This is a genomic window from Kocuria himachalensis (genome assembly GCF_054784195.1).
In genome coordinates, this window is record NZ_BAAGPL010000017.1 from 443 (window position 1) to 17,215 (window position 16,773).

17 protein-coding genes and 2 tRNA genes are annotated in these 16,773 nt (G+C 75.5%); 13 read left to right on the forward strand and 6 right to left on the reverse strand.

Annotated features, from left to right (window positions below; genetic code table 11):
• The first annotated feature begins 99 nt into the window (after positions 1-99).
• Positions 100-393, forward strand: a complete 294-nt coding sequence (locus tag ACYVM4_RS11600; RefSeq protein ID WP_460668676.1) for a cytoplasmic protein — start codon at positions 100-102, stop codon at positions 391-393.
• Between the two features lie 124 nt (positions 394-517).
• Here the strand turns inward: ACYVM4_RS11600 and ACYVM4_RS11605 are convergent, their stop codons facing one another.
• A complete protein-coding gene (locus ACYVM4_RS11605) occupies positions 518-799 on the reverse strand; it encodes a serine O-acetyltransferase (protein ID WP_460668677.1) in 282 nt (93 codons plus the stop codon).
• A 506-nt stretch (positions 800-1,305) separates the two neighbouring features.
• On the opposite strand from ACYVM4_RS11605, the gene ACYVM4_RS11610 reads away from it, so the two are divergent.
• From ACYVM4_RS11610 to ACYVM4_RS11665, 12 genes are all read left to right on the forward strand, one after another.
• Positions 1,306-2,517 (forward strand): glycosyltransferase family protein, encoded by a 1,212-nt coding sequence (locus ACYVM4_RS11610; protein ID WP_460668678.1) that lies wholly within the window; start codon positions 1,306-1,308, stop codon positions 2,515-2,517.
• A complete protein-coding gene (locus tag ACYVM4_RS11615; RefSeq protein WP_460668679.1) occupies positions 2,514-3,878 on the forward strand; it encodes a glycosyltransferase in 1,365 nt (454 codons plus the stop codon). Before ACYVM4_RS11610 ends, ACYVM4_RS11615 begins: the two co-directional genes overlap by 4 nt.
• Complete coding sequence (locus ACYVM4_RS11620) at positions 3,878-5,152, forward strand: glycosyltransferase family 4 protein (protein ID WP_460668680.1); 1,275 nt, start codon at positions 3,878-3,880, stop codon at positions 5,150-5,152. Before ACYVM4_RS11615 ends, ACYVM4_RS11620 begins: the two co-directional genes overlap by 1 nt.
• Positions 5,149-6,978: an ABC transporter ATP-binding protein gene (locus ACYVM4_RS11625; protein WP_460668681.1), complete on the forward strand. Its 1,830-nt coding sequence runs from the start codon at positions 5,149-5,151 to the stop codon at positions 6,976-6,978. The genes ACYVM4_RS11620 and ACYVM4_RS11625 overlap by 4 nt, the downstream gene beginning before the upstream one ends.
• Positions 6,975-9,506 (forward strand): phosphotransferase, encoded by a 2,532-nt coding sequence (locus ACYVM4_RS11630; protein ID WP_460668682.1) that lies wholly within the window; start codon positions 6,975-6,977, stop codon positions 9,504-9,506. Before ACYVM4_RS11625 ends, ACYVM4_RS11630 begins: the two co-directional genes overlap by 4 nt.
• Positions 9,507-9,560: 54 nt before the next feature.
• Positions 9,561-10,019: a hypothetical protein gene (locus tag ACYVM4_RS11635; protein WP_460668683.1), complete on the forward strand. Its 459-nt coding sequence runs from the start codon at positions 9,561-9,563 to the stop codon at positions 10,017-10,019.
• Positions 10,020-10,193: 174 nt separating this feature from the next.
• Positions 10,194-10,265, forward strand: a tRNA-Thr gene (locus ACYVM4_RS11640).
• A gap of 61 nt (positions 10,266-10,326) precedes the next feature.
• Positions 10,327-10,400 (forward strand) — tRNA-Met (locus ACYVM4_RS11645).
• A gap of 136 nt (positions 10,401-10,536) precedes the next feature.
• Positions 10,537-10,986: an FAS1-like dehydratase domain-containing protein gene (locus tag ACYVM4_RS11650; RefSeq protein ID WP_460668684.1), complete on the forward strand. Its 450-nt coding sequence runs from the start codon at positions 10,537-10,539 to the stop codon at positions 10,984-10,986.
• A gap of 2 nt (positions 10,987-10,988) precedes the next feature.
• Positions 10,989-11,468: a MaoC family dehydratase gene (locus ACYVM4_RS11655; RefSeq protein ID WP_368820449.1), complete on the forward strand. Its 480-nt coding sequence runs from the start codon at positions 10,989-10,991 to the stop codon at positions 11,466-11,468.
• Between the two features lie 43 nt (positions 11,469-11,511).
• The gene (locus ACYVM4_RS11660) at positions 11,512-12,627 is read left to right on the forward strand and encodes a UDP-N-acetylmuramate dehydrogenase (RefSeq protein ID WP_460668685.1); all 1,116 of its coding nucleotides are present in this window, start codon (positions 11,512-11,514) and stop codon (positions 12,625-12,627) included.
• A gap of 10 nt (positions 12,628-12,637) precedes the next feature.
• Positions 12,638-13,033: a PGPGW domain-containing protein gene (locus ACYVM4_RS11665; protein ID WP_460668686.1), complete on the forward strand. Its 396-nt coding sequence runs from the start codon at positions 12,638-12,640 to the stop codon at positions 13,031-13,033.
• A gap of 218 nt (positions 13,034-13,251) precedes the next feature.
• Here the strand turns inward: ACYVM4_RS11665 and ACYVM4_RS11670 are convergent, their stop codons facing one another.
• From ACYVM4_RS11670 to ACYVM4_RS11690, 5 genes are read right to left on the reverse strand one after another with little or no spacing between them, the layout of a single operon-like run.
• Positions 13,252-13,632 (reverse strand): GntR family transcriptional regulator, encoded by a 381-nt coding sequence (locus ACYVM4_RS11670; RefSeq protein WP_368820445.1) that lies wholly within the window; start codon positions 13,630-13,632, stop codon positions 13,252-13,254.
• A gap of 3 nt (positions 13,633-13,635) precedes the next feature.
• Positions 13,636-14,778, reverse strand: a complete 1,143-nt coding sequence (gene asd / locus ACYVM4_RS11675; RefSeq protein WP_368820444.1) for an aspartate-semialdehyde dehydrogenase — start codon at positions 14,776-14,778, stop codon at positions 13,636-13,638.
• A gap of 10 nt (positions 14,779-14,788) precedes the next feature.
• Entirely contained in the window at positions 14,789-15,181 is a 393-nt protein-coding gene (locus ACYVM4_RS11680) for a GNAT family N-acetyltransferase (protein WP_368820443.1), read from the reverse strand.
• 31 nt (positions 15,182-15,212) lie between these two features.
• The gene (locus ACYVM4_RS11685; RefSeq protein WP_368820442.1) at positions 15,213-15,830 is read right to left on the reverse strand and encodes a dihydrofolate reductase; all 618 of its coding nucleotides are present in this window, start codon (positions 15,828-15,830) and stop codon (positions 15,213-15,215) included.
• Complete coding sequence (locus tag ACYVM4_RS11690) at positions 15,827-16,669, reverse strand: thymidylate synthase (protein ID WP_368820440.1); 843 nt, start codon at positions 16,667-16,669, stop codon at positions 15,827-15,829. The genes ACYVM4_RS11685 and ACYVM4_RS11690 overlap by 4 nt, the downstream gene beginning before the upstream one ends.
• Positions 16,670-16,773: the final 104 nt, after the last annotated feature.

The window sequence follows — 16,773 nt, forward strand, 5'->3', positions numbered from 1 at the left end:
TGGCGTTGTCCTGCCCGAGGGCGAGGCGTATCGTTCGGGCTCTCAGGCTCCGATCCTCCGCTGCACAGCGACCGGAGCCGCATCTTTCGGGAGCGGACCATGGAACAGGACCCGGCGACGACCGACCCGCAGCTCTACAGGGTGGTCCTCGAGAACGAGCGGGTAAGGGTGCTGGAGTACCGGGACCACCCCGGCGACAGGACCCATGAGCATCACCACGGGGACAGCGTGATGGTCACCCTCAGCGCGTTCCAGCGGGAGATCACCGTCAACGGCACTGCTCGTGCGGTCGAGATGGCTGCCCACCACGTGCAGTGGGTGCCGGCCCAGAACCACGTGGGTCACAACGTGGGAACCACGGATACCCGGGTGCTGTTCATCGAACTGAAGTGAGCGGAGCGGCTCCGCTCGGTGCTCGTGATGCCGGAGAGTCGTTCCACGACCTGATCTCCAGGACTGACCTCTCCTGCGGGGACGACTCGCGGTACCGGCAGGACGGAGCGGGTTCGGTCCGGGCTCACCACTCGTCGATGCCCACGACCGTGGTGTCGGCGGGTACATCATGAGTGACCACGGCGCCCGCGCCGATTCTCGCCCGGGGCCCGAGCGTGACCGAGCCGACGACCTTGGCCCCGGAACCGATGAGCACCCCGTCCCCGACCACGGCGTGGCGCCGGCCCGGGGTGCCGTCGCCGACGAAGCCGGCACCCTGGTCGATGGTCACGTCGTCGCCGATCACGCTGGTCTCCCCGATGACGACCTCGCTGCCGTGGTCGATGAACAGCCGATGCCCGATCACGGCACCCGGGTGGATGGTGATGCCAGCGGCCTTCCGAAGCGGTGGCGATGGCCTGGGCCGCGGGTCGACCCCATCGGGTGGACCACAGGCGGTGGGCGAGTCGATGGGCGGCCACGGCGTGCAGGCCCGGAAAGCTGAGCAGGGTGGCCGCGGTGCCTGCCCGGCGGGGTCGGCAGCGGCGATCGCACGGGCGTCTGCCAGGACACCGGGGCGGGTGGACTCGGCCATGGCCACACCCTGGAGGACACCCGGCCGGGCCGGCTCACCACCACGCGCTCCGCGCGGGGCCGGTGACCGGCGTTCGGGTCCTCCGCGCCACTGAGCGCACCGGCCGTTGCACGAGGCGTCCTCGATGCCGACCGGCGGCCCCTGCGCGAGGCAGGGACCACCCCGCAGATGAGAGCTTTTTCATCGACGGCTCATGTTCTCATCATGTCCCTCGGCCACAGTGGGCGGCAGCTGCACCGGCGCCGGACCCACCGGCGCCTTCCCCCGAGGAGGACACGATGAGCGACGACGAGCTGCGGGTGGTGCTGTACTCGCACGACTCCCAGGGCCTGGGCCACACCCGCCGGAACCTGGCCCTCGCCCGGACCCTCGCCCAGCACCTTCCGGCGCTGACCGGGCGCCCGGTGACGGGCATGCTGCTGACCGGCATCGACGCCGCCACCTCCTACGGGCGGCCCGAGGGCTTCGACTGGGTGGTGCTGCCCGGGATCCGCAAGGGGGCGGGCGGCTACGCGCCCCGCAACCTCTCCGTGGACATGGCCCGGCTGACCGCCCTGCGCTCCGGGATGGTGGACGCCGCCCTCACGGGCTTCCGCCCGCACCTCGTCGTCGTCGACCGCCACGCCTGGGGGGTGGACCGGGAGCTGCTGGAGCCGCTGCGGAGGCTGCGGGACCGGAGCCCCGGCCCGGTCGTGGTCCTCGGCCTGCGCGAGGTCCTCGACGAGCCCGCGGCCGCGGCCCGCGAGTGGGCGGCGCTCGGGGACCTGCACTCCGTGCGGGACGTCTACGACCAGATCTGGGTGTACGGCGACCGTGCGGTGCACGACCCGGTGGTCTCCGGCGAGATCCCGGCCGAGCTCGCCGACCTGGTCCGCCACACCGGCTACCTGGCGACCGGCAGGGCCGCCGGGCGGCGCACGAGCGGCGTGGACCGCCCCTACGTCCTGACCATGGCCGGCGGGGGCTCCGACGGCCACCGCCTGACCCTCGCCGCCGCGCGCGCCCGGGTGCCCCACGGCCACCGGCACGTGGTGATCACGGGTCCGCAGATGCCGGAGGAGCACGCCGAGCAGGTGCGCGCCGCCGCCGTGCCGGGCACCCTCGTCCTGCCCTCCGTCCCCGACGCGCTCGCGGAGGTGGTCGACGCGAGCGCGGTGGTGTCCATGGGCGGCTACAACTCGGTCGCCGAGATCCTCACCACGAACACCCCCGCCCTCCTGGTGCCCCGCGACCGGCCCCGGCAGGAGCAGCTGATCCGCGCCCGCGCCCTCCAGGCGCACGGCGCGGTGGACGTGCTGACCGCCGACGCCCTCACCAGCACCGCGCTCAGCGGCTGGCTGCACCGCGTGGTCGGCACCGTGCGGCTGCGCCGGCACCTGGCGCTCGACGGTCTGCACACCGTGCCCGTCCTCGTGGCGCGGCTCCTGCCCGCCGGTCCACCACCGGTGCCGGCGGCTGCCGTGCCGGTCCGGGCCAGAGGCCTCCGGTGAGCGGGCACCGCGTCGGCTACGTGCTGAAGGTCTACCCCCGCTTCTCGGAGACGTTCGTCGTCACCGAGGTCCTGGCCCGGGAGGCCCAGGGCGAGGACCTCACGATCTTCGCCCTGCGGCACAGCACCGACCCGCGCTTCCACCCCGAGCTCGCCCGCGTCCAGGCACCGGTCCAGCACGTGGAGCGTCCCGAGCGGGCCTCCACCGGCTGGGCGGTCCTGGCCCGCGCGGCGGAGGTGGTCCCCGGTTTCGGGCCCCGCTTCGCCGCCCTGCTGCCGGAGCTGGCCGGCACGGAGGCCTCGGAGGTCCACCAGGGGGTGTCGCTGGCCACCCGGGTCGTGGAGCAGGGCATCACCCACCTGCACGCGCACTTCGCGACCCTCGCCGCGCACGTCGCCGAGATCGCCTCCCGGCTCACCGGGGTGCCGTTCTCCGTGACGACCCACGCGAAGGACATCTTCCACGAGTCCGTGGACCCCGCCCGGCTGCGCCGCACCCTTGAGCGGGCGGACCACGTGGTGGCGATCTCCGCGTACAACCGGCGGCACCTGGCGGCGGCGTTCCCCGCGCAGGCGCACCGGCTGCGGCTCGTGCGCAACGGCCTCGAGCTCGCCCGCTTCCCCTACCGGGACCCCGCGCCCGTGGGGGAGGTCCTGCGGGTCGTGGCGGTGGGGCGGCTCGTGGAGAAGAAGGGCTTCGACCGCCTCGTGCGGGCGGCCGCCCGGTACCGGGACCGCGGCGGACGGCTGTCCGTCACCATCGCCGGCGCCGGTGAGCTGGACCGGCCGTTGCGCGCCCTGATGGCGGAGCTCGGCGCCGAGGACGTCGTCGAGCTGGTGGGGCCCCGCACCCAGGCCGAGCTCGGGCGGCTGCTGCGCGCCGCGGACGTGTTCGTGGCCCCGTGCACGGTGGGCGCCGACGGCAACGCCGACGGCCTGCCCACCGTGCTGCTCGAGGCGATGGCCATGGGCGTGCCCGTGATCGCGAGCGACGTCACCGGCATCCCCGAAGTGGTCCGCACCGCGGCGCCGCGCACCGGGATCCTCGTGCCCGCCGACGACGACGACGCCCTCCTCGGCGCGCTCGCCGCGGTCGCCGACCCCGGCTTCGACCGGGTGGGTGCCGCCCGTGCCGCCCGCGCGCTCGTCGCCCGGGACCACGACTCCGCCGGCCAGGCCGCCGCGCTGCGGGCGCTGCTGCCCCCGCCGGTTCCGGCCCTGTCGGACCCCGGCCGGCACCCGGCCCAGGCCCCGGACCCCGTCCCCGGCCTCGTCCCGGTCTCCGTCCCCGCCCCCGTCCCCGCCCCCGTCCCGGTCCCCGCCCCGGGCCTCGTCCCGGTCACCGAAGGAGCCGACCGCTGATGCGCCTCGCCTACGTCTGCGCCGACCCCGGCGTCCCCATGTTCGGCACGAAGGGCGCCTCCGTCCACGTCCAGGAGATCCTGCGCGCCTGGCGGGCCCGCGGCGCCGAGGTCCGCCTCTACGCCACCCGCGTCGGCGACGACGTCCCCGCCGACCTCGCCGACGTCCCGGTCGTCCACGTCCCGGTGCCGGCGGCCCCCTCCGGGCCCGCCCCCGGGCGCGTTGCCCGCGTCGCCGCCCGGGAGCGGGCCCAGGCGGACGCCGCCCGCCGGATCGCGGAGCGGGTCGTCGCCGACGGCGCCGACGCGGTCCACGAGCGGTACTCCCTGTTCTCGGCCGCCCTCGCCGGGATCACCGGGGCGCTGGGCGTCCCGGGCGTCCTCGAGGTCAACGCCCCCCTCATCGACGAGCAGCGGACCCACCGCGACCTCGTGGACGAGGCCGCCGCCCGCGCCGCGCTCGCCGCTCAGGTCGCCGCCGCCGAGCGCACGGCCTGCGTCTCCGAGCCGGTCGCCCGCTGGGTGGAGCGGACCGTGGCCGCCACCGGCGGACCCGCCGGCCGGGTCCTGGTCGCCCCCAACGGCGTGAACGTGGAGCGCATTCCTCCGTGCCGTGACTCGGCCGGCCGGGGACCGGACCCCGTGCCGCCGGTGGTCGTGTTCGTCGGCACGCTCAAGCCCTGGCACGGTGTGGAGCACCTGCTCCGCGCCCGCGCGGCGGCCGGCGCCGAGTGGCGCCTGCGCGTGGTGGGGGACGGCCCCCAGCGGGCGTCCCTCGAGGAGCTGGCCGGCGCGCTGGGCGTCGAGGTCGAGTTCACGGGCGCGGTGGCCCCCGCCGAGGTGCCGGAGCTGCTGGCCGACTGCGCCGTGGCGGTCGCGCCCTATCCCGCCACGCGGCACGCCGCGGACCAGTACTTCTCGCCGCTGAAGATCTACGAGTACGCCGCCGCGGCCCTGCCGGTCGTGGCCTCCCGCGTGGGCCAGGTCCCGGCCGCCGTCGAGGACGGGGTCACCGGGCTGCTCGTGGAGCCCTCGGACCCCGCCGCGCTGGCCGGGGCCGTCGACGCGCTGGTGGCCGATCCCGAGCGGCGGCGTGCCATGGGGCGCGCCGGCCGTCACGACGCGGTCGCCCGGCGCTCCTGGACCGCGGTGCTCGACGGCATCCTCGCCGGCACGGATCTCGCCGGCACGGACGTCGCCGGCACGGACCTCACCGGCACGCGGCCGGGCGGGAGCGCCGCGCCGCGCCCGGCTCCCGCGGGAGCGCCGCGGTGAGCGGCGGGCAGCGGCTCGACCGCCGGGCCCTGCGCCGCACCCTCGGGCTGCTCGCCCCGCACCTGCGCGAGCACCGTCTGCTCGCCGCGGGGGGCATCGTGGTGCTGCTGGCCGAGGTGGCCTTCCGCGTGCTGGAGCCCTGGCCGCTGAAGATCGTCGTCGACGCGATCTCCCTCACCCTCGGCGCCGACAACGTCGACCCGTGGATCCCGGAGGCCTCGTGGCAGCTGCTCCTGGCCGCCGGCCTGGCCACGATCGCGGTGGTCGGCTTCCGCGCGCTCGCCAACTACCTCGCCACGGTCGCGTTCGCCCTCGTCGGCTCCCGGGTCTCCACCGCCCTGCGGGAACGGGTGTTCGCGCACGTCCAGGCCCTCTCCGACCGCTACCACTCGGTCTCCCGGGCCGGGGACACGGTCCAGCGGCTCGTCTCGGACATCGGCAGGCTCCAGGAGGTGGCCGTGACCGCGGGCCTGCCGCTGCTGGCCAACGTCATCACCCTCGTGGTGATGTGCACGGTGATGCTCCTCCTCGACTGGCTGCTCGCCTCCGTGGTGGTCGTGGCGATCCTGGCCTTCCTCCTCGTGGGACGCGGGACCTCCGGGCGGATCACCGAGGCCTCGCGCCGGACCCGGCAGGGGGAGGGCGCCCTGGCGAACACCGCCCACGAGTCCCTCGGCGCGATCCGCACGGTCCAGGCCTACGGGCTGGAGGAGCACCTGGCCGAGTCCTTCGGCCGCTCCAACCGGCAGGCCCTCACCCAGGGCGTGCAGTCCCGTCGTCTGGCCGCCGCGCTCGAGCGGGCCACGGACGTGATCGTGGGCGTGGCCACCGCGGCCGTGATCTTCGGCGGCGGTCTGCGGGTGCTCGAGGGGGCCATGAGCCTGGGCGACCTCGTCCTGTTCACCACCTACCTCAAGACGTGCATGAAGCCCCTGCGGGACATTGCCAAGTACACCGGGCGCATCGCCCGCGCCGCCGCCTCCGGAGAACGGGTGGCCGACCTCGTGGAGGAGCCCGTGGACGTGCGCGAGGCCCCGGACGCCCTGGTCCTGCCGCGGGTGCGCGGGGAGATCGCCTTCCACCACGTCGACGCCGCCTACGGAGACCCGGGCAGCGGCGGGCGCACCGTGCTGCACGACGTCGACCTCGTCGTCCCGGCCGGCCAGCACGTCGCCGTCGTCGGCCCCTCCGGGTCCGGGAAGTCGACCCTCGTCTCCCTGCTGGTGCGGATGATGGACCCGGTCGCCGGCTCGGTGACCCTCGACGGCCACGACCTGCGGGGCCTCAGCCTCGGCACGGTGCGCGGCAGCACGGCCCTGCTGCTGCAGGACTCCGTCCTGTTCCACGGCACCGTGCGGGAGAACATCCGGCTCGGCCGCCCGGGCGCCACCGACGCCGAGGTCGAGGCCGCCGCGGCCGCGGCCCAGGCCCACGAGTTCGTGCTGTCCTTCCCACAGGGCTACGACACCCCGGTGGGTGAGCGCGGCGCGACGGTCTCGGGCGGGCAGCGCCAGCGGCTCGCCATCGCGCGCGCCCTGCTGCGGGACGCGCCGGTCGTGCTGCTCGACGAGGCCACCACCGGGCTGGACCCCCGGTCCGCCGGGGACGTGCTGGACGCCGTCGGCCGTCTCGTCCACGGCCGCACGTCCCTCGCGGTGACCCACGACGCCGCCCTGGCGCTCGCCGCCGACCGCGTGCTGTGGGTCCAGGACGGGCGCGTGCTGCTCGACGGAGCCCCCGAGGAGCTGCTCGCCCGGCCGGACGGCGTGTTCGCCGCGTGGGTCGAGCAGCAGCGGGCGCAGGACCGCCGGGAGGTCCGGTCGTGACGTCGCCCCTGCCGGACTCCTGGGAGAGCCTGCCCGCGCTCGCCACGGTCCTCGACCCCGGCCGGCTCACCGAGCTCTTCGGCCACGAGCTGGGCGGCCCGCTCCGCACCAGCCACCTGCGCTACAAGCCCGGCGTCTCGGTCGTGGCCCGCGTGGACGTCGGAACCACGGGTTCGGTGCACTGGGTCGCGGCCTACGCCCCCGCCGGGAACGGGCGGGACAAGCTCGAGAAGGTCCTGGACCGCGCCGCGCGCGAGGAGCACGGCCGCGCCGCGCCCGTTCTCGTCGCGGACCTGCCGGGACGGACCGGTCACCGCCTGGCGGTGGGGACGGTCGGCACGGACCCCGCACTGCGGGGCGCGCTCGCCGTGCTCGGGCCGGAACAGGCCGCCGGGCTCGGGCGGCCGGGGGACCCCGCCCGGCTGCTGCGCTACAACCCCCGCCGCCGTGCGGTCCTCACGGGCCCCGACGACGACGGGCCCGGTCCGGTCACGAAGCTCACCGCCGGTCCCGCCCCGGCGGACCCGCTGCTGCTGACCCGGCTCGCCGCCGCCGGGCTCCGGGTGCTCGCCCCGGTGCCCGTCCCGGGCCTCCCGGTGTCACCGCACGTGCTGCAGTACCCGTGGTTCGGTGACGGGGACCTCGCGGCCCACGCCGCCGCCCCGGACGGACCCGGCCACGGCGGGCCCGTGCTCGCCGCCGCCGCCGCCGCGGGCGCCGCCCTGGCGGAGCTGCACGTGCGCGGCCCGTCGCTCCTCGGCTCCGCACGGGTCGGCGCCCCTCTCGACGTGGACCGGAAGCTGCAATCCCTGGCCGCCGACCTGGCGGCCCTCGACCCGCGGTCGGCCGCGCGCTGCGCCGACGCCGGCCGGGCGGTCGCCGAGGCCCTCGCGGGCCGTGCCGGAGCAGCGGCCCGCCTGCTCCACGGGGACTTCTCCGCGGACCAGGTGCTCGTGCGCCGCACCCGGCGCCCGGGGGCGCCGGAGCTGCGCCTCGCCGACCTCGACCGGGTGCGCACCGGCGCGGCGGCCGACGACCTCGGCGGGTTCCTCGCCGTCGAGCTCCTCGCCGCCGAGCCCCTCGGGACGGGCGCCGGGCAGGCCCTCGCCGGACCGGACGAGCTCCCCCTGACCGGCGCCCTGCTGCGCGGGTACGGGTCCGGGGCGGCGCTCCCGCCGTGGTCCGAGATCCTGGCCTGGGCCGCGTTCCACGTCCTGGCCCGCAGCATGGAGCCGTTCCGCTCGACCGCCGCCGACTGGCGGGAGCGCACGGACCAGCGGCTCACGCTCGCCGAGCGGCTGATGGCGCAGGCGGGGCGGGCGCCGGTGGCCGCGCCGTCCGTGGTGCTGGGCGCCGCCCGCACCGGTCGGATGCGCGCCGGCGCGGACCGGGTGCACGTCCCGGACGCCGGCCAGGTGGGCGCAGGAGCCGACCCGGCGCGCGCCCCGGACGCCCACCCGGCGCACGTCCGGGAGGCCGGCCCGGCGCGGATCCCGGAGAGCGTGCCGGACGCCGACGGACGTCCGCTGCGGGTGCGCCGCGCCTGGCCCGCGGACTGCCTTCGGATCGTGCTCGAGCTCGAGGACGAGCACGGACGCGTCCGGGCGGGCGAGGCGACCCCCGGTCCGGGACGGTCGTGGACCGTCCGCGTCCTGCCCCACGGCGAGGATCCCCGCCTGCCGGGACTCGGCGCCGCGGTCGAGGCGGGCGGCCGGGTGGTCGTGCACCGGCACCGCCGCCGGGCCGTGGTCGGGACCCCGGACCGCTTCGTCAAGTTCCTCGCCCGCGGCCGGGCGCCGCGGGTCGCCGAGCGGTCCGACCGGCTGCACGGACTCGGCGCGGCGGCGGGCTTCGCCGTGCCCGCGGTCCTGGCCCGGGCCGAGGACCGGGTGGAGTTCTCCGTGCTGCCCGGCCGGAGTCTGCACGAGCTGGGCGCGGCCGGGCAGGCGGACGCGTACCGTGCAGCCTGGGAGCAGTGGGCGCGGTGCTGGCCGGCCCTGGCCACCGCCGTGCCGGGCGTGGAGCTGCCGGAGCACGCCGCCGAGGACGAGGCCCGCACGCTGGCCCGCTGGGCCGGTCACCTCGAGGCGTTCCCCGGTCTGCTCGAGGCCCCGCCGGGGGCGGCCGCGGAACTGGCTCGGCGGATCGGGGAGGAGCTCTCCGCCCTGCCCGCCGCCCGGCGGACCAGGGTCGTCCTGCACCGGGACCTGCACGACAAGCAGCTGCTCTTCGACGGCGCGCGGCTCGGGCTGCTGGACTTCGACACCGCGGCGCTCGGCGAGCCCGAACTGGACCTCGCGAACCTCTCCGTGCACCTGGAGCTGCGGGCGGCGCAGGGCCTGCTCGACCCCGCGCTGCGGGCGGCGGGACAGGAGGCCGTCACCGTGGTGTCCCGGGCACTGGGCGCCGACCCCGCACGCCTCGCCCTCCACGCCGAGGCGACCCGGCTGCGGCTCGCCTGCGTCTACGCGTTCCGCCCGCAGGGGCGGGGCGTGGCCCAGGACCTGCTCGACGGGCTGCGTTCCTGAGAGGGCTCTCATGTTCTCATGCCCCCCTCAACCGGTTCCGGGACACTGGGGGGCATGAGGATCCTCTGGTCGGCAGTCTCCCTCCTGGTCGTCGCGGGACTGGCGCTGCTGCTGTGGAACGCGGCGAGCGGCACGGACCGCGTGGAGGTCGTGCGCGACGGCGTCTCCGTGAGCGGCACCCCGGTGCCGGACCCGTCGCCCGGCACCGTCCGGCGCGCCGAGGACCCGTCGTCGTCACCGTCCTCCACCGGCCCCGCGGGCGCGGGGGAGGACGCCCCGGGGACGGGCGCCGGGGACGGACGGGACTCCGGCGCGCCGGTCCCGCCCGTCGAGCAGCCGCCGGCCCCGCCCGCTCCGCCGGTGGCACCCGACCCCGTCCCGCCGGCCGCACCCGTCCCCGCTCCGCCGGCGCAGGTCCCGCTGCCCGTGCAGCCCGCCCCCCTCGACGACGACCGGGACGACGACCGGGGCGACGACCTGGACGACGACCGGGACGACGACCTGGACGACTGAGCGCCGGGGTCCGCCGCGCCTGCCCCCGGGCCGGGGCACCGGCGGGCGGGAACGGCGCCGCCGGGCCCGGAATCCGCTCCCGACCAGGGGCGACGGGACGGCCCCGGGAGTCCCGGACGGGGGTGTCCGGCGATTTTGGTTCTGCCGAAACCTGCTGGTAGAGTCTTCGTCGTTGCCCCGATAGCTCAGTGGTAGAGCGCCATCTTGGTAAGATGGAGGTCCCGGGATCGATTCCCGGTCGGGGCTCTCGTGATGAGATCCCGTGGCCCGGCCGTCAAGGCCGTCAGCCGCGGTGTCCCATCCCTCTGGCGGTGTAGCTCAGCTGGTTAGAGCGCACGACTCATAATCGTGAGGTCGACGGATCGAGCCCGTCCACCGCTACGGCGAAAAGCCCGTGACCTTCCGGTCACGGGCTTTTGTCGTCCCCCCGGAGCCACGCAGGGCGACCGCGGCGCCCGCCGCCGTAGACTGGCCGGGTCCCGCCGCCTGTGCGCGGCCCGTCCAGCGAGGAGCTGCCATGCCCGTGAATCCCGATCTCGTCGGGCGGACCTACCCGCCGGCCGAGCCCTACAGCGTCGGACGGGAGGCGATCCGCGACTTCGCCCGCGCCGTCCAGGCCGGCCACCCCGCACACCACGACGTCGAGGCGGCCCGGTCCCTCGGCCACGCCGACCTCGTGGCGCCCCCCACCTTCGCGATCGTGGTGGCCCAGCGCGCCGACGCCGCGCTGATCGCCGACCCCGAGGCCGGCATCGACTTCTCGCGCGTGGTCCACGCCGACCAGCGCTTCACCCACCGCCGCCCGATCGTCGCCGGGGACGAGCTCGTGGCCGAGCTGCACGTGGACCAGGTCCGGGCCATGGGCTCCGGCGCGATGGTGACGTCCCGCGCCGAGATCCGCGCCGCGGACGGCGAGCACGTCGCCACCGCGGTGTCGTCCCTGCTTGTGCGAGGAGAGGACCAGTGACCGTGAGCATCGCCTTCGACAGCCTCGAGAAGGGCCAGGAGATCGGGCAGCGCCGCATCGAGCTCTCCCGCGCGGACCTGGTCCGGTACGCGGGGGCCTCCGGGGACCTCAACCCGATCCACTGGAACGAGGAGTTCGCCCGCTCCGTGGACCTGCCCGACGTCATCGCCCACGGGATGCTCACGATGGGCGCCGCCGTGCAGCTCGTGACCGACTGGGTCGGCGACCCGGGCGCGGTGGTCGACTACCAGACGCGCTTCACCAAGCCGGTGGTCGTCCCCAACCGGTTCGGGACCGCGGTCGAGGCCTCCACGGCCCTCACGGTCTCCGGGAAGATCGGCGCCCTCGACGACGACGCCCGCACCGTGCGCGTCGACCTCACGGTGACCGCCCCCGACCTCGCCACCGAGGGAGCCGACCCGGCGACCGCCGCTCCGCTGAAGGTGCTGGTCAAGGCCCAGGCCGTGGTGCGGCTGGCGTGAGTCCCGGCCGGGGCGCCGCGGGCCGCCCGATAAACTGCTCGCCATGACCTCCCCTCGCATCGCAGACCTCACGACCGCCGCCGTGGGCGGGCCCGCCCACGACTACGTGCGGGCGGAGTCCGAGCAGGCGGTCGTCGACGCCGTCGCGGCGGCCGACGCCGCGGGGCGGGACGTGCTCGTGGTCGGGGGCGGCTCCAACCTCATCGCGGCCGACGCCGGGTTCGCGGGCACCGTGGTGCACGTGCTCTCGCGAGGCGTCGAGGTCCTCGCCGACGATCCCGGCACCGCCCTCCTGGAGGTCCAGGCCGGCCACTCGTGGGACGAGCTGGTCGCGCAGGCCGTGGCCGAAGAGCTGGTGGGCATCGAGGCCCTGTCCGGGATCCCCGGCACCACGGGCGCCACCCCGGTGCAGAACGTGGGGGCCTACGGCCAGGAGGTGGCCCAGACCGTCGAACTGGTGCGGGTCTGGGACCGCCAGGAGCGGCGCGTGCGGGAGTTCGCCCCCGCCGACCTGGCGTTCTCCTACCGGGACTCGGCCCTCAAGCGCAGCACGGTGGCCGGCTCGCCGCGCCACGTGGTGCTCGCGGTGCGGTTCCGGCTCGAGCACGGCACCGAGAGCGCCCCGGTGCGCTACGGCGAGCTCGCCCGCCGGCTCGGTGTCCAGGTGGGGGAGCGCGCCCCGCTGGCGCGGGTGCGGGAGACCGTCCTGGCCCTGCGCGCGGGCAAGGGCATGGTCCTCGACCCGGACGACCGCGACACCTACAGCACCGGATCGTTCTTCACGAACCCCATCCTCCGGGCGGACGCGCTGGGGGAGCGGCTGCCCGCCGACGCCCCACGCTTCCCCGTGGTGGACGCCGCGGGGCGCCCGGTCGAGGACCGGGTCAAGCTCTCGGCCGCGTGGCTCATCGACCACGCGGGCTTCGGCAAGGGCTTCGGCCTGCCCGGGACCCGCAACGAGCTCCTGGACCTCGACGGCGCCGCGGTCGCCGGGGGCCGCGCCTCGCTGTCGACCAAGCACACGCTCGCCCTGACCAACCGCGGCGGCGCCACCGCCCAGGACCTCATGGCGCTGGCCCGGACGGTGCGCGACGGCGTCGCGACCGTCTACGGGGTGGACCTCGTCGCCGAGCCCGTCATCGTGGGCACGGCGGTCTGAGGCGGCGGCCGTGAGCAGCCTCGAGGAGGAGATCGCCCAGGGGGAGAGCTCCGACAGCCGGGTACGGCAGGCCCTGGGCCGGCTGCGCCGCTGGTCGCGCGGCCACCCCCTGCTGTTCGTGGCCTACCGGACGCTCGTGACGGTCCTCGGGGGCATCTTCGTGCTGGCGGGGCTCATCATGCTCGTGACGCCGGGCCCGGGGTGGCTGGCCATCTTCCTGGGGCTCGGCATCTGGGGCACCGAGTTCCACTGGGCGCACCGGCTCAACCAGTGGGCGAAGGGCCAGGTGATGCGTGGATGGCGGTGGTGGCTCGCCCGCACGGCCGAGGGGCGTCACCGCCGGGCCCTCGCGGGGCCGGGCAACCTCGTGCCGGGTCCCCGGCACCTGCGGACCCCAGGGACCTGAGCCGGGACCCGGGGAACTTCCTGCCGGGGATTTGGCGCACCGGGGATCTGGCGCACCGGGGATCTGCCGCACTGGGGATCTGCCGCACTGGGGATCTGCCGCACTGGGGATCTGCCGCACTGGGGATCTGCCGCACTGGGGGGCCGCCGCACCGGGGGTCCCGAGGGCGTGGAACCGGGGCCCGGGCCCCGATCAGCTGTCCGGGCCGGTCCTCCCGGTCAGCGGGCGCGGCCCAGCTGCGCGGCCACCAGCTCCAGGGCCTGCTCGGCCGAGAGCCCGAGGTCCGCGATCTCGTGCACGTAGCGACGGGCGGCCCGCACCGCCAGCTCCTCGGTCCGGTCCGCGGCGCGCACGAAACTGCCCTGACGGCCCCGCGTCTCGATGACCCCGGCGGCCTCCAGCTCACGGTAGGCCTTGGCCACGGTGCCGGCCGCGAGGCCGAGCGCCTCGGCGAGCCGCCGCACCGGTGGGAGCCGGGTGCCCGCGGGCAGGGTGCCGTCCGCGCGGCCCTGCTGCACCCGGTGCCTGAGCTGCTCGGAGGGCGGGCGCGCGTCCCCCGCGTCGAGCGACAGCCCCGGCGGGATCGAGGTGTCCTCCACCGGCTACAGGGTGCCGGTGGCGATGCGCAGCATGCGGCGCAGCGGCTCGGCCGCGCCCCACAGCAACTGGTCGCCGATGGTGAAGGCGCTGATGTAGCCCGGGCCCATGGTGAGCTTCCGGATCCGGCCCACGGGGATGTCAAGGGTGCCGGAGGTCGCAACGGGGGTGAGGTCCCTCATCGAGTCCTCCTTGGTGTTGGGCACCACGGTGGCCCACTCGTTGTCGGCGTCGATGATCCGCTCGATCTCGTCCACGGGCAGGTCCTCCCGCAGCTTGATGGTGAGGGCCTGGGAGTGCGAGCGCATCGTGGCGATCCGCACGCACAGCCCGTCCATGGGCACCCAGTCCTGGGCGTAACGGTCCGTGCGGCCCAGGATCTTGTTGGTCTCGGCCGCGGACTTCCACTCCTCGCGGGACTGCCCGTTGCCGAGGTCGGCGTCGATCCAGGGGATGAGGGAGCCGGACAGGGGCGCGCCGAACATCGAGGTGTCGAGGGCGTCGCCGCGCTGGGCGGCGAGCACGTTGCGGTCGATGTCCAGGATCGCGGAGGCGGGGTCGGCCAGCTCGTCCGCGACGACCCCGTGGAGGTCGCCGAACTGCGCCAGCACCTCGCGCATGTGCCGGGCCCCGCCGCCCGAGGCGGCCTGGTAGGTCATCGACGTGGCCCACTCCACGAGGTCGTTGCGGAACAGCCCGCCGAGCCCCACGAGCAGGCAGGAGACCGTGCAGTTGCCGCCCACGAAGTCCTTCACGCCGCTCGCGAGACCGCGGTCGATGACGTCCCGGTTGACGGGGTCGAGGACGATGATCGCGTCGTCGTTCATCCGCAGGGTCGAGGCGGCGTCGATCCACAGCCCGTCCCAGCCGGCGGCGCGCAGCTTCCCGTGCACGTCCTTGGTGTAGTCCCCGCCCTGGGCGGTGACGATGATCGGCAGCTTCGCCAGGGTCTCGAAGTCGTAGGCGTCCTGGAGCGTGCCGGCGTCCCCGGCGAACGACGGGGCGGGGCGGCCGGCGCTGGAGGTGGAGAAGAACACCGGGGTGATCCCCCCGAAGTCCCCCTCCTCCTGCATGCGCTGCATGAGCACGGAGCCCACCATGCCCCGCCAGCCGACGAACCCTACCGAATCACCCGAGCGAAAAGTCATGGCCCCCAGTCTACTGGGCGCGGTGGAGGGCCCAGCGCCGCCGCTTCTCCTTCACCTTCTGCGCCGGCGGCAGCTCGAGGCCGGGCATCACCAGGTCCCCGTACTGCGGGAAGCGGTGGAGGTAGTCCTGGACGTAGGTGCACGTGGGGCGCACCGTGACGCCCTGCTCCCGGAAGCCGTCGAGCAGGAGCGTGACGAGGGTGCGTGCGTAGCCCTGCCGGCCGAACTGCTCACCGATGATGGTGTGCTGGAGCTCGACCGTGCCGTCCTCGTGGTCCTGGAAGCCCTCGAAGCCGATGAACTGCTCCCCCCGCCACAGCTCGTAGCGGTCGAGGTCCGTGTTCTTCACGACGCGCAGCTGCTCGTCGTCCCGGATCGTGGGGTCGGGGTGCCGATCGGTCACGGTGTTCCTCCTGGTCGTGGTGCAGCTCACGCTACCGGAGCCGCCGGGTCACCGGTACCGCCGCCGCTCCGCCGGGCCCGCCCCGGTCGCGCGTGCGCCGGTCGATCCGGTAGCGCAGGCCGGTGCGGGACACCGACGGGCCCACGACCGGCTCGGTGGCCCACGCGTCGTCGAGCTCCGGGGCGTGCGTGTCACCGTCGGTGCCGAGATCGATGACGGTCACGAGCGCCTCCGTCACGGGGTGCTCGGCGTCCTCGAGGGCCTGCCGGTAGACCTCGCCGCCGCCGATCACCCAGATGCGCTCCGCGCCCGGGCTCGTCCGGGCGAGGCGCACGGCCTCGGCGTACGAGGACGCCGTCAGCACCGCGCCGGGAGCCGCGTCCCGGTCCACCCGCTCGGGGGAGGAGGTGATGACGATGTTGGTCCGCCCGGGCAGGGGCCGGAAGCGCTCCGGGAAGGATTCCCAGGTGCGACGGCCCATGATCACGGGGTGGCCGGTCGTCGTGCTCCGGAAGAAGGCCATGTCCTCCGGCAGCGACCACGGCATCGCCCCGGCGCGGCCGATGACGCCGTCGGCCGTCTGCGCCCAGATCGCCCCCACCGTCCCGGTGGGGGCGGACGGGCGGGCCCGGTCCGGCGCGCCGGTCATACGGCCACCGGGGCCTTGATCGCCGGGTGGTGGCGGTAGTCGAGGACCTCGAAGTCCTCGAACTCGTAGTCGAAGACGCTGGCCGGACGCCGGGCGAGCCGCAGCCGCGGATAGGGGTAGGGCTTCCGGGAGAGCTGCTCGCGGACCTGCGCCACGTGGTTGTCGTAGACGTGGCAGTCCCCGCCGGTCCAGACGAACTCCCCGGGCTCGAGGTCCGTCTGCTGGGCGATCATCACGGTGAGCAGGGCGTAGGAGGCGATGTTGAAGGGCACGCCCAGGAACATGTCCGCGGAGCGCTGGTAGAGCTGGCAGGACAGCCGGCCCGGCCCGTCCTCCCGGGGCTCGACGTAGAACTGGAACAGGGCGTGGCACGGCGGCAGGGCCATCTCGTCCACCTCGGCGGGGTTCCACGCGGTCACCACGTGGCGCCGTGAGTCGGGGTTCGTGCGGATCTGCTCCACGACCTTGGCGATCTGGTCGACCGACCCGCCGTCGGCGGTGGGCCAGGACCTCCACTGCACGCCGTAGACCGGTCCGAGCTCCCCGTCCTGGTCCGCCCACTCGTCCCAGATGGACACGCCGCGCTCCTGCAGCCACCGCACGTTCGAGTCCCCGCGCAGGAACCACAGCAGCTCGAGGGCCAGCGACCTGAAGTGCACGCGCTTCGTGGTCAGCAGCGGGAAGGACTCCGCCAGGTCGAAGCGGATCTGGCGCCCGAAGACGCTGCGCGTCCCGGTGCCCGTGCGGTCGGACTTGTGCGCGCCCTGTTCGAGGACCTCGCGCAGGAGGTCCTCGTAGGGCGTCGGCACCGGGGCGGGCACGGGGTCGGGTGAGGTCATGCGGGGCTCCTCGGGAAGGATCGTGGCTGGGAGGTTCGTGGCGGGTCGTCCGTGGCGGGTCGTCGGTGCCGGGACGGTGCGCCGCAGGTCATGGGTCGCGGGTC

Coding starts and splice junctions, on each gene's coding strand:
- ACYVM4_RS11600 (WP_460668676.1), top strand. CDS start 100: ATGGAACAGGACCCGGCGACGACCGACCCGCAGCTCTACAGGGTGGTC.
- ACYVM4_RS11635 (WP_460668683.1), top strand. CDS start 9,561: ATGAGGATCCTCTGGTCGGCAGTCTCCCTCCTGGTCGTCGCGGGACTG.
- ACYVM4_RS11685 (WP_368820442.1), bottom strand. CDS start 15,830: ATGACCGGCGCGCCGGACCGGGCCCGCCCGTCCGCCCCCACCGGGACG.
- ACYVM4_RS11620 (WP_460668680.1), top strand. CDS start 3,878: ATGCGCCTCGCCTACGTCTGCGCCGACCCCGGCGTCCCCATGTTCGGC.
- ACYVM4_RS11690 (WP_368820440.1), bottom strand. CDS start 16,669: ATGACCTCACCCGACCCCGTGCCCGCCCCGGTGCCGACGCCCTACGAG.
- ACYVM4_RS11660 (WP_460668685.1), top strand. CDS start 11,512: ATGACCTCCCCTCGCATCGCAGACCTCACGACCGCCGCCGTGGGCGGG.
- ACYVM4_RS11650 (WP_460668684.1), top strand. CDS start 10,537: ATGCCCGTGAATCCCGATCTCGTCGGGCGGACCTACCCGCCGGCCGAG.
- ACYVM4_RS11610 (WP_460668678.1), top strand. CDS start 1,306: ATGAGCGACGACGAGCTGCGGGTGGTGCTGTACTCGCACGACTCCCAG.
- asd (WP_368820444.1), bottom strand. CDS start 14,778: ATGACTTTTCGCTCGGGTGATTCGGTAGGGTTCGTCGGCTGGCGGGGC.